Origin of the sequence: Larkinella sp. VNQ87 (genome assembly GCF_049445795.1) — a bacterium.
Lineage (GTDB): Bacteria > Bacteroidota > Bacteroidia > Cytophagales > Spirosomataceae > Larkinella.
In genome coordinates, this window is sequence record NZ_JBMSDT010000001.1 from 217,042 (window position 1) to 228,609 (window position 11,568).

The 11,568-nt window shown below is 54.6% G+C and carries 9 protein-coding genes; 5 read left to right on the plus strand and 4 right to left on the minus strand.

Annotated elements, in window-relative coordinates:
- Nucleotides 1–4 precede the first annotated feature (4 nt).
- Nucleotides 5–1,171 (minus strand): glycoside hydrolase family 43 protein, encoded by a 1,167-nt coding sequence (locus ACO2Q8_RS00950; protein WP_423342895.1) that lies wholly within the window; start codon nt 1,169–1,171, stop codon nt 5–7.
- A gap of 242 nt (nt 1,172–1,413) precedes the next feature.
- On the opposite strand from ACO2Q8_RS00950, the gene ACO2Q8_RS00955 reads away from it, so the two are divergent.
- From ACO2Q8_RS00955 to ACO2Q8_RS00975, 5 genes are all read left to right on the plus strand, one after another.
- Nucleotides 1,414–2,100, plus strand: a complete 687-nt coding sequence (locus ACO2Q8_RS00955; RefSeq protein WP_423342896.1) for a hypothetical protein — start codon at nt 1,414–1,416, stop codon at nt 2,098–2,100.
- 63 nt (nt 2,101–2,163) lie between these two features.
- The gene (locus tag ACO2Q8_RS00960; RefSeq protein WP_423342897.1) at nt 2,164–3,183 is read left to right on the plus strand and encodes a sensor histidine kinase; all 1,020 of its coding nucleotides are present in this window, start codon (nt 2,164–2,166) and stop codon (nt 3,181–3,183) included.
- 87 nt (nt 3,184–3,270) lie between these two features.
- Nucleotides 3,271–4,038: a LytR/AlgR family response regulator transcription factor gene (locus ACO2Q8_RS00965; RefSeq protein ID WP_423342898.1), complete on the plus strand. Its 768-nt coding sequence runs from the start codon at nt 3,271–3,273 to the stop codon at nt 4,036–4,038.
- An 89-nt stretch (nt 4,039–4,127) separates the two neighbouring features.
- Entirely contained in the window at nt 4,128–4,658 is a 531-nt protein-coding gene (locus ACO2Q8_RS00970; RefSeq protein ID WP_423342899.1) for a hypothetical protein, read from the plus strand.
- Between the two features lie 8 nt (nt 4,659–4,666).
- Entirely contained in the window at nt 4,667–5,830 is a 1,164-nt protein-coding gene (locus tag ACO2Q8_RS00975; protein WP_423342900.1) for a cytochrome c peroxidase, read from the plus strand.
- 127 nt (nt 5,831–5,957) lie between these two features.
- Here the strand turns inward: ACO2Q8_RS00975 and ACO2Q8_RS00980 are convergent, their stop codons facing one another.
- From ACO2Q8_RS00980 to ACO2Q8_RS00990, 3 genes are all read right to left on the minus strand, one after another.
- Complete coding sequence (locus ACO2Q8_RS00980; RefSeq protein WP_423342901.1) at nt 5,958–7,817, minus strand: serine hydrolase; 1,860 nt, start codon at nt 7,815–7,817, stop codon at nt 5,958–5,960.
- 49 nt (nt 7,818–7,866) lie between these two features.
- Complete coding sequence (locus ACO2Q8_RS00985) at nt 7,867–8,799, minus strand: M20/M25/M40 family metallo-hydrolase (RefSeq protein ID WP_423342902.1); 933 nt, start codon at nt 8,797–8,799, stop codon at nt 7,867–7,869.
- A 106-nt stretch (nt 8,800–8,905) separates the two neighbouring features.
- Nucleotides 8,906–11,563 (minus strand): permease prefix domain 2-containing transporter, encoded by a 2,658-nt coding sequence (locus ACO2Q8_RS00990; RefSeq protein ID WP_423342903.1) that lies wholly within the window; start codon nt 11,561–11,563, stop codon nt 8,906–8,908.
- Nucleotides 11,564–11,568: the final 5 nt, after the last annotated feature.

An 11,568-nucleotide genomic window follows, 5' to 3' on the forward strand; every position in this document is an offset into this window, starting at 1 on the left:
AGCCTCAATCACGGTTACCGGTCGACTTTAGCCCGGATGGCAGTTTTTGTGGGGTAGTAGTCGGCCCCAAAATGGTGATCCGCCCGTTTTTTACCTGCATGCGGTCAATAAACACCACCCGTTCTTCGCCGGTTTTGGCCGTCCGGCCGTGGTAGACGCAGAACATCTCCTTCCCATCGGGTGAATAGGCAATGCTATTGTGGCCGGTGCCGGTCACCGACCCGCCCTTGTCGACATTTTGCTGCAACACCGGGTTGTTATCCGCTTTTTTGAATGGCCCCAGGGGCGAGTTGGATGTGGCATACCCGATGGCGTAGTAGCGACCGCCAAAGTGGTTCGCCGAATACATGATGTAATACGTGTTGTCTTTTTTAAACGTCACCGACCCCTCCGTCCATCGCCGGTTTACTTCGCGGGCCGTCACCGACCGGCTTTCCCATTCGGCCTGCTTGTCGTTGAGCCGGACGGGAGGGCGCAGGACCAAAACCGGCTGACCGATGACCCCGCTGAAATCCGGTTTTAACTCAACCCCGTACACCCAGCTTTCTTCAATTTCCTTATACCAGCCTTTTTTGCGGGCCATATCGGCCACTTCGCTTTCCACCGGATGCTTATAACAGGCCCGGGAGTAGTACAAATAGGCTTTGCCGTTCGAATCAAAAAAGACATTGCCATCGATGATGGGGTAGCCCGGATCAAAGATGGGCTTGTTGGTCAGGTCAATAAAGGGGCCGGTCGGTTTGTCGGCAACGGCCACCCCAATGCGGAAGTTTTCCACTTCGCGGGTCGGGTTTTCCTTCCATTGTGCACTGTACACCAGGTAAAATTTACCCTTTACCTCATAGACTTCCGGTGCCCAGTAGGCTCCGCCCCAACTGGCTTTGGGGTCGCTCCAGCCATTTTTATTGTCGTGAAAATAAACCTGTCCTTCCGGCTTCCAGTTCACCAGATCCCTGGAGGAATACGTCACAAACCCTTTATCAGCACCTCCACCCGTACCATACAGGTAATAAGTTCCCTTCGTAAACAGAATATACGGGTCACCTAGTTGCACCGGCAAGGGGTTGGAAAACGTGCCAGTGCCGGGTGTTCGGGTTTGCGGTTTTTGTGCGATTGCAGGATATAAAAACAGGGAACAGAACAGGAAAATCAGAAATGCTATGCGTCTCATTACACCACCAATTAATTAAGTTAACTATAAAGATAAGTTTATTTTTCTTCCCGAAGAAGCCGGGTAGCTCATCGAACTGGTGCCCAAAATAACTCTCCCGGCTTTCGCTTCACCCCCAACCTGCCAACGCTTCGCCCCCGCCCTGACGACGGTTGACCGCAAACGGCTTTCAGGAGGGCGGTTTTCACCCCAATTTTGAATCAACAACCACACAAAACAAGCAACGCAAACCAATTTAGCTCATGAAAACGACATTCCGCTTTCCGTTCGCTCTGGCTTTAGTACTCGGCTTTGTTGCCTTCGTTTCCGCCCAGGCCCAGGATCAACCAGCCCGACGGCAATTCCCTTACTCCAACCGCTTCACATTCGGGGGCGGGGTCAGCCAGCTATTGCTGGGCGGTTTCAACGTCCAGGCCGAATACACGACCAACCGGATGGTATTCGATTATTCGCACGGATTCAATATTACCCTGGCCGGGCAGTCGGCTTCGCTGGTTGCGCAGGATCAGAAGCTGGCCGAAAAACTCACCTCCACACTCGGCATTGGCATCGGTTACCGCTTCACGCCGACCTTCGATGTTCGCTTTGAACCCAAACTCCACTACTACGAGGTGTATTACGACGGACAACCGCAGACAGCCGCTAACCGGATTACTTCCTACCGAACCGTCACGCTCGGTCTGGGCGCTTACTACCGCTACTACCCGTTCCGCAAGCAGACAAACGGCCTGGCCGGTATCCTGATCATGCCGAGTGTCCGGTACTGGCCGAATGTCTGGAGTTCGCTGGACGACAACAAGTTTACCTACCAAAACCGGGTCACTGACCGCACCGAAACCTACAAAGCGGCTTCGCAGGGTTTCCCCGGCACCAATGGTCTGCTGGCCAACGTGACCATCGGCTACACCTTCGGGATGCGTAAAAAATGAAGTAATCTGAAAAAACCGTACCTTTCAGTACCTTACTTCTCAGGCTCTTCACGGTACACGCTCATGGAAACCGCCCCGTATACCCTCAATGATCGAACCATGCGTCTGGTTGGCATTCCCCTGTTCAGTATCCTGATTCCAACGCTGGTTCATTACGAGGATTTTCAGCAACTGAATCAAACCTACTTCATGTACCTGGCCATGTCGGTCTGTAACACGGTGGCGCTTTGGGAAGGCAACCGATTCATCATCGTCCGGATGCGTCGCCGGTTTCCCAGCTACAGCCAGACCACGCAGCGTTTGCTGAGCGAAGCCGTCCTGGCGCTGGTCTACACGCTGGTCGTTACGTACATACTCGATGAGATCCTGTGCAAAGCCATCTTTCACAACGACCAGATGCTGGTAGGGTTCAAAATCAGCCTGATTCCGACGCTACTGGTGTACCTGGTTTACGAAGCGGTGTATTTTTTCGAATCCTGGAAACTGAACGTCCGTAAAACCGAGTCGCTGGCCCGCGAGAGTGTACAATCGCAACTGGAAGTCCTTAAAAACCAGCTCGATCCGCACTTCCTGTTCAACAGCCTCAACACGCTGGCGGCTCTGATCGACGACGAAAACCACGACGCCCAGCAGTACCTCGAACGGCTGTCGGATGTCTACCGGTACGTGCTCGTCAGCCGCAGCAAAAACACCGTCCCGCTCGAAGAAGAAATCCGGTTTCTGGATGCCTACGTCTACCTGAATAAAATCCGGTTTCGGGAAAATTTGCAGGTCGAGAAACACCTCTCGCCCGAAGCCTACCGCCAGTTTGTAACGCCCCTGAGTCTGCAGATGCTGATCGAGAACGCCATCAAGCACAACGTCGTTTCGAAAGAAAACCCGCTGAAAATTAAGATCCAGCAGGAAGGCGATCAGTATCTGGTCATCGAGAACAACATCCAGGAGAAGACGATTCTCGAAAAATCGACGCGGGTAGGCCTGCAAAACATCATCAACCGCTACAGCCTGCTCACCGACCGCCAGGTCGAAGTGATCCGAAGCGGAGGGTTGTTCACCGTCAAAATTCCACTCTTGTTCAATTAGTGAATGAGTGATTGAGCGATTGAGTGAATAGATCGAAGATCATGCTTACTCCACCGCTCATTCACTCATTCACTCATTCACTCAATAATGCGCGCTATCATCATCGAAGACGAGTATCCGGCGGCTGAACGACTGGAAAAGCTGATTCACAAGCTGGACCCCACGATTGAGATCGGGACGGTTCTGGAAAGCGTGGAAGCCGCAAAGCGCTGGTTTTCAATGAGTCAAACTGTTGATCTTATTTTTTCGGACATCCAGCTTTCCGACGGCCTGAGCTTCCAGATTTTCGAAGCGTTTCCGGCCCACAGCCCCATCGTGTTTACCACGTCCTACGATGAATATGCCATCAAGGCATTCCGGGTCAAGAGCATCGATTACCTACTGAAACCCATCAAGTTGCCCGAACTGGCCGAGGCCATTCAGAAATACCAACGGCTGAAGCAGGACTTTTCACCCCAGGCCTACGCCCAGAAAGTAGAGTCGCTGCTCGACAGCCTTCAAATGACCCGCCGGACGCACAAAACCCGGTTTTTGGTCAAAAACGGCGAGCAGTTGATCCCGATCCCGCAGGAACAGGTCGCGTATTTTTACACCGCCAACGAACTCGCCTGCCTGGTCGGGCGCGACGGTCGGCAGTACCTGGTCGATTACACGCTCGAAGAACTCGAATCGCTGGTCGATCCGAGGCAGTTTTTTCGGCTCAACCGGCAGTTTATCGCGCAGGTGACGGCCATCCAGAAAATTCACCCCTATTTCAACGGCAAACTAAAAATCGAGCTTCGGCCCGAAACCGCGCAGGAGGTAATCGTCAGCCGCGAAAAAGCTTCTTCGTTCAAATCCTGGCTCGACGGCTAACCAATTTCTGTCCCTTTTCTGATGATTCGTTTGCAGACGCGCTACCGCCCTGCCCGGCATCGCCTGTGCCTTTTTGTCCAACTACCGCCATGCAAAAGCTTTTCGTTTTCCTCCTCCTCGTTGCTCTAAGCGGCCCGACCCTCGCCCAGCATCCTTTCCGCTACACGGTTTGGGCCGACGGTTTTGTGAACGCCCAACTGCCCAAATCGAACCTTTATGGGCTGGGTGTCGGCGGTCGGCTCGAACTCAGCAAACCGCTCCGAAACGGCCCAAATGCCCTCTTTGTCCAAGCAGGTTACGGCCGGTTTTTCGAGAAAGCCGCCTTTACGGCCGACATCGGGCTCCTCAATGTCGGCTACCGCTACCAGTCACGCCGGGCTTTTCAGGCATCGGTCGGCCTGGGGGCGCAATACCGGTCCGAACGAATGCGGCTGCAATTTGCCGATGGTACCGTCGATGAGACGTTCAACCATTTCATGCCCAGCGCAACGGCCGGACTGGGCTTTCGGCTGCTGACCCGCTACCGCGTCGGTCTGGAAAACCGGGTGCTGTTCAAGCCCGAAAGCGGCACGCTCACCCTCCGAAATACGCTGGTTTTATCCCTCGGTTATACCTTTTGAAGAACATCATGAAAACCGCTACGATCCTGTCAAGTGTTGCCAGTATGGCCTTTTTCGGCGCTAGCGTGCTGTATTCCTGCCAGTCGAACGGCCTGGAAGTCAATCCCGACGAGTCGATCGGTGCGTTGCCGCTCACCGTTGCCGACCCGGCCGACAACCCCCGTACACCCGAAAAAGTGGCGTTGGGGAAGGTGCTGTTCTACGATCCGGTTTTGTCCGGCAATCAGGATGTGGCCTGCGCGACCTGTCACCACCCACAGTTTGGCTATGCCGACGGCCTGGACTTGCCAATTGGTGTCGGGGGCGAGGGGCTGGGCAAAAACCGCCGGTTCCGGGCGGGTCAATCGGCGGTTTTTACCAGACGCAACACACCCACCCTGCTGAACGTCGGCTTCAACGGCATCGATGCGCGCGGGCAGTACAACCCGTCGACGGCGCCGATGTTTTACGACCTGCGGGCACAATCGCTGGAAGCCCAATCGCTGCGGCCGATTGCAGCTTTCGAAGAAATGCGGGGCACGGTTTTTACAGAAACGAATGCTGTCGATAGTGTGCTGGCCCGGCTGCGGGCCATTCCGGCCTATCAGGAACAGTTTCGGGCGGTTTTCGGAACGGGTAATGCCATCACGGCTCAGAATCTGGGGAAGGCCCTGGCCGCTTATGAACGCACGCTGGTCGCCAACAATGCGCCCTTCGACCGGTACCGGCGCGGGGATGCTTCCGCCATGACCGAAGCCCAGAAACGCGGGATGGTTTTGTTTATTCAGAACGGCTGCAATGCCTGCCACAGCGGCCCCATGTTCAGCGATTACAAAGTCCACGTGCTGGGCGTGGTCGATCACGAAAAGCTGCCCGAATCCGACGCTGGGAAAGACAATACCTACGCTTTTCGCACACCCACACTCCGGAATGTGGCACTGACGGCACCCTACATGCACAACGGCAAACTAGCTTCCCTGCCGGATGTGATGACCTTCTACGATGTGGTAACAACCGGCGAACAACTGAACCCACGCGTGCCGACGAGCCGCCTGGATTCGCTGCTGCGGCCCCGCGTGAGCCTTCACAACGACCTGATCCAGTTTCTGAATGCGCTGACGGACCCCGGTTTTGATCAATCCGTTCCGGCCAACGTGCCGAGTGGTCTTTCGGTTGGTGGTCGGCTTCGGTGAGCAAACGGTGTGGCCATATCGGAGGCTGCTCTGAACCTGTGAAACGGCAGACCGGGCGGAATAAAGGCGAAAACCGTACCTTAATTTCTGCCGCCGAAAGTCAACGGAGTTGCTCATTACCTGTGTCCTACTGCCAGGTTTGAATCCCGATCACGCCGTAGGCGTATAGATAAACAGCCACGATCAGGTGCAGAACCGACAGAATGGTTGCGTGCCAGTATAGCACCGGATTGACTTTCGCTCTGCGTTCCCTGACGACCGTGACCACCGCCCAGATTGCCAGAAGCGCGAATAAAAGGCTTGAAATCATCATCGAAACCGACACAAACGTAACCTTTCCCAAGCTTTCAAAAGGATCTTTCCCACCAATCGTAGTCAGAATCAGAAACGCCAGGAAGCACAAACTCGCCAGAAACGGCCACCGGAGCAGGCTTTTTGCGGAACGGTCTTTCCGCCAGTTACGAATAAACCAGATACTTCCAACCAACACGGAACCCAGCCAATACAACAGCCAGATAAAACACAGGCCAAGCTGCCCGAACGTCAGAAACGGCGAAATTCGTTTGAGAACCAGACTCCCGGAATGCACTACCTCACCGGCCAGCGGGTCGTCGACCTGTACCAGGCTGATCTGGCCGGTTTTAGAAGACGCGTACTGATGATCTCCGGCCGCTACATAGGTCTCCAAACTGCCCCCAAACATGCCCCGGCCAAAAACAAACTGATTGAAGCTCCTGAGATGCTGTATGTTCATAATTCGCTCCAGAAAATAGCTCATTTGCATCCGTGGGTTAATGGGCATGTAATACCCCGCCAGCGAAGTTGGGGTTGGTCCCTTGCTCCGCCGGGTCGAATCGGTTGGTAAGCCGCGGGTCTGAAAGTTGCGAATCAGGTCTACAATCCGAAGTATCGCATCGGCATTGCCCGCATTGATCATGACCGCGTACCCAAGCCGGTGCTTGGGGAGGTACGAAAAATCCGTTAACCCGCCGGTCACCCCACCCGAGTGCGACCGGTAAACAAACCCGTTATGGGGGGACGACATATTGGCCAGACCATAGCCATGTTCCAGCCCGGCTTTGGCTCCCGATGAGGTCGAAGGCGTTTCCATTCGTTTCAACGAAGCTTCGCTGATCAGCGGTTTTCCATCCACCCGGCCCCGGTTGATGAAAAACCGCAGCATGCGGACCATGTCTCGCGGAGACGCATTGATCGACCCGGACGGGCGGACACAAATGTGCCAGTACGGCTGCGGTTTTTGATCGACGTACAGGGTAGCCCCCTGCTTTTGGTAGCGGTCGGAGGCAAAAAAGGTCATGGTTTCCATGCCCATCGGCCCGAAAAACTGCTGTTGAATGTAGTCTTCAAACCGCTGGCCGGTGACTTTCTCCACGATGTAGGCCGCCACGGGCGGTCCCGAATTGCAGTAGGCCATCCGCGTGCCGGGCACCCAGCGCGAAATCCGGGAATGCGGGTGGTAGTCCAGGCCCTGTTTTAACGTAATTGTCGGATCACTAAGAGCATACTCGGTCAGGTGCATGTCATCCCAGCCCGTGGTGTGTTCCAGCAGGTGTTCAATTAGAATCGGATGGGTCTGCTCCCAGGGATTTGTAAACTGGATTTCCGGAGCCCGGTCGCGCACTTTATCTTTCAGACTAACCCGGCCCTCTTCCTGTAGCTTCAGAATGGCCAGCGAAACAAACATTTTGGTGACGGAACCGATCCGAAACATCGTATTCTCGGTGGCTTTCACCCGCTTTTCCAGACTTGCCTCGCCCAATCCGGCCACCCAAACCGTGCTATCCCCCTGCACCAGCGCCACCCCGGCGGCCGGGGTTTTGGTTTCTGTCAAAATGGCTTCAATCGCCCGCTGAAGCTCCGGTACCGTTTTTGGTATTTTCGGCTTTTGCTGGGCCTTTCCGTATAGAGGCACGAAAAAAAAGAAAGCAAAAAATACCGTACTGAAGAGTTTTTGAGGGAAAGCCATTTCTCGGACCGTTATCTTTTCTGGTAAGCACGAACCCACTTCAGTCTACCTACTTCACCGGCGTAAAGATCATTTTCGGCAACTTCATGGCGTTGTCGATGAGTCGGATTTCCAGTTTCAGGATTTCCGCTTCGGCTTTAGCGTCGATTTTTTCAGGATCATCGCCCGGTTTGTGGTAATCCGGATGGCCGCCGGTATGAAAGAACAACACCGGAATCTGTTTCGCATAAAAAGCCGCATTGTCCGAACCGCCGTTTCCGGCCCGGTCGGTAAAAAACTTAATCCCGGCCGTAACGCCCCGGAAGACCTCCGGCCAGGCGTCGGCGGTTCCGTAGCCCCCGATTCCGACGCCCCGCTCCGGGTTATAGCGTCCGATCATATCCATGCAAATCATGAAATTCAGCCGGTCGAGCGGCAGCGTCGGGTGATTCAGAAAATGGCGGGAACCCAGCAACCCGAGTTCCTCCGCGCCGAAGGCCATAAAGAGCAGGTTGTACGGCTCCTTCACGTCGTTTCTGGCGTAATACTGCGCCAGTTCGAGCAAACCGGCCACGCCCGAGGCATTGTCGTCGGCCCCGTTGTGAATCTGTCCCTGCGGGTTTTCAGCCAGTGAACTGCCCTGGTTGCCCAGGCCGAGATGATCGTAATGCGCACCAATCACGATGGTATGGTCCGCACCGTTATCCAGAAAACCGATCACGTTGGCGGCTTTTCGCACACTATCGGGCACCACCACCCGCCGAACCTTGGCCGTAAAATGCTGGTAATAACCGTCTCCGCCCAGCGGTTTTAGACCGTATTTTTTAAAATACCGGGCAATGTAGGCAGCGGCTTTGGCATTTTCGCGACTTCCCGTCCCCCGGCCTTTCATGCGGTCGGAAGCCAGCTTTTCGATGTGCTGTTGAATCCGGTCGGCCGCCGGTTCCTGCGCCCGGAGCACCGTTGTGAAGAGAAGAAAAAGAGCAAGAAAGTGGTAGTTCATGCCCGCAAAGGTAACGGTTTTGGGTGGTTTCGGTGCTGCCGAAAACCGGGCACCGAAACCACCCAACCGGATTTGATCCGTAAAAACCGGGATAAAACCGTGCCGTTTACTCCGAGCGCAGATTGTTCACCGGATTCATGAAAGCCGCCCGAATGCTCTGGAAACTGATGGTGAGTAAAGCAATGACAATGGCCAGCAGCCCGGCGAGAGCAAACACCCACCACTCGATGTCAACTTTATAGGCGAAGTCGTTCAGCCATTGGTTCATGGCCCACCAGGCCACGGGGGCTGCCAGGAACAGCGCCACCAGCACCAGCTTGACGAAATCCTTCGACAACAGAGCGACAATACCGGCCACCGATGCACCCAGCACTTTCCGAATGCTGATTTCCTTGGTACGCTGCTCGGCCGTAAACGTCGCCAGCCCGAACAGCCCCATGCACGAAATCAGGATGGCGATGGCCGTAGCGGTATTGACCAACCGGCTGGTTTTGTGTTCTTTTTCGTACAGACTGGCAATCCGCTCGTCCAGAAAGTCGTACTCAAATTTTTTATCAGGATGAACAGCCGCCCACTGTTTTTCGATTTCAGCCAGCGTACTTTTCATTTCGGTCACGGTTTTTCCCGAAAACCGCACCCCAAGATTTCTGGCCTGGCGGGGTAAAAAACTGATAAAGGCCGGATCAATTTTTGAATGGAACGATTGCTCATGAAAATCGGCCACGACCCCGACAATGGGATACGGTTTTCCGTCGAATTCCAGAAATTGATTCAGAGCATCCGCCGGTTTTTGAAAACCCAGCCGTTTGGCAAACGTGGCGTTGATGACCAGCTCGCGCAGGGAATCGCTTTTCAGGTAATTCCGCCCGGCCAGCAACCGCAGGTTATACAAAGGGATAAAATTGGCATCGCCGACTTTGGCCGACACATCGAGTTCGATTTCTTTTTTACCCCGGTATTTCATTTTTGTCATCATGTAGCTCATGCCCATCGGCGGGAACCATTGTTTCGTCACCCGCTCCACGCCCGACAACTGGCTGATCTTTTCCTTCAGAATATCGGTTTTTCCCGCCCGGCCCGATTTGATTTCAATAATGGCGTCGGTCGAAAAACCCAGATCCTTGTTGCGGATGTAACTCAATTGCCGCTCCACAATCAGCGTTCCGATGATGAACACCAGTGAAACCGTAAACTGGAAGACAATCAGCGCCTTCCGCAAATAGCCCTTCTGACCGCCTTTCAACGCACTCTGCCCTTTGAGCGTCAGGGCCGGTACATACGACGACAGGACCAGCGACGGATAAAAACCGGCCAGCAAGGCCGTTGTGACGGTCATTCCTACCAAAAACAGTCCGGTTTCGAGACTAAACAAGTTAACGGTTAGCCCTTTGGGAGTCAATGACTGAAAGGCGGACAGCATGGGGCTTACCAGCAGCAGGGCAACCACCACCGCCAGCAGCGTCAGCAGGACGGTTTCGCTCAGGAATTGAAAAATCAGGCTTTTCCGGCTGCTGCCCAGCACTTTCCGGACGCCCACCTCCTTCGCCCGCTGCACCGACTGAGCCGTCGACAAATTGATGAAGTTGATGGCCGCAATCAGCAGGATAAATACCGCCACGCCCATCATCCCGTAGAGCGTCGGCAGGTGGGCTTTTCGGGAATAATTATCGCCGTAACCACTATCAAAATGCAGGTCTGACAAGGGTTGCAGTCCCGGCATAAACTTGAATTCCCCCTGAAAATGCCGTTTGGAAAACTGCTGGAATGACTGATCAAACTGCTCCGGACTGGCCCCTTTCGGCAGTTTGACATACGCCTGCGACGACGACCAGATATCGTCCCACTGGTCGAGGTTAATGCTGCGTCGCATCAGGCTGCTGCGGATGGTCGCGAACGAAATGAAATCCGTGAACGTCAGATCTGTCGGTTTATCCCAGTCTTTTACGATGCCGCTGACGCTGACCCGGACGGAATCCCAGTAGATCACTTCTTTGCCCAGGATTTGCTCCAGTGGCAGATCGCCAAAGTATTTACGGGCCTTGTGTTCCGACAGCACCAGTTGAAACGGTTCGGCGAGGGCGGTTTTCGGATTTCCGGCCAGCCACTGATACGAGAAAATATCGAAATACTGCGGTTCTGTTACGATGATCTCGGCATTATCGACCTCATGATTCCGGTGATCGAACCGCTTCGGTTTGTCTTTGCCGTTGGGAATCAGCACTTCCGATTCGATGTTGTGAAAAGCCGCCACCGTGCCCAGCCCGGCTACTTCACGCCGGACGGCCGCCGGAAGCGGATTCGGTACAAACCCAGCCGGGTGGGTGTCGGCCCGGGGATTGAATTGTTCGATCCCGACCAGGCGGTAAATCCGTTCCCGGTCCGGGTGGAAAGTGTCGTAGCTCAGTTCGTAGGTCGTGATCAGGTAAATAATCAGACAGGCCAGAACCCCCAGACTGAGCCCAGAGAGGTTGATCAGCGCACTGACCCGGTGTTTGGTCAGGTTGCGAAAAGCGGTTTTGAAGTAGTTTCGGATCATAACCGGATGTAAAAAAGAAGGTGAGGCATAGTCGTCTATCCGGCGTTTTAAGGCAAACGGACGAATAAATTTTAGGACATTCAGGATAAACCGCCGGTCGGCTTGGGCGACTCCGGCCCGGGCTACATCCCGCTCGTAGCGCTCGTACAGATCGCCCTGAATCTCCTCCAGCAAGTGGGGCGCACAGAACGCTTCCAGCAATCGGTCGGCCCAGCGGGGTGGCTTCATCAGAA

What these genes read in the sequence shown, in the direction of transcription:
- ACO2Q8_RS00985 (WP_423342902.1), bottom strand. Translation starts at nt 8,799, where the DNA reads ATGAACTACCACTTTCTTGCTCTTTTTCTTCTCTTCACAACGGTGCTC.
- ACO2Q8_RS00965 (WP_423342898.1), top strand. Translation starts at nt 3,271, where the DNA reads ATGCGCGCTATCATCATCGAAGACGAGTATCCGGCGGCTGAACGACTG.
- ACO2Q8_RS00970 (WP_423342899.1), top strand. Translation starts at nt 4,128, where the DNA reads ATGCAAAAGCTTTTCGTTTTCCTCCTCCTCGTTGCTCTAAGCGGCCCG.
- ACO2Q8_RS00975 (WP_423342900.1), top strand. Translation starts at nt 4,667, where the DNA reads ATGAAAACCGCTACGATCCTGTCAAGTGTTGCCAGTATGGCCTTTTTC.
- ACO2Q8_RS00980 (WP_423342901.1), bottom strand. Translation starts at nt 7,817, where the DNA reads ATGGCTTTCCCTCAAAAACTCTTCAGTACGGTATTTTTTGCTTTCTTT.
- ACO2Q8_RS00950 (WP_423342895.1), bottom strand. Translation starts at nt 1,171, where the DNA reads ATGAGACGCATAGCATTTCTGATTTTCCTGTTCTGTTCCCTGTTTTTA.
- ACO2Q8_RS00960 (WP_423342897.1), top strand. Translation starts at nt 2,164, where the DNA reads ATGGAAACCGCCCCGTATACCCTCAATGATCGAACCATGCGTCTGGTT.
- ACO2Q8_RS00990 (WP_423342903.1), bottom strand. Translation starts at nt 11,563, where the DNA reads ATGAAGCCACCCCGCTGGGCCGACCGATTGCTGGAAGCGTTCTGTGCG.
- ACO2Q8_RS00955 (WP_423342896.1), top strand. Translation starts at nt 1,414, where the DNA reads ATGAAAACGACATTCCGCTTTCCGTTCGCTCTGGCTTTAGTACTCGGC.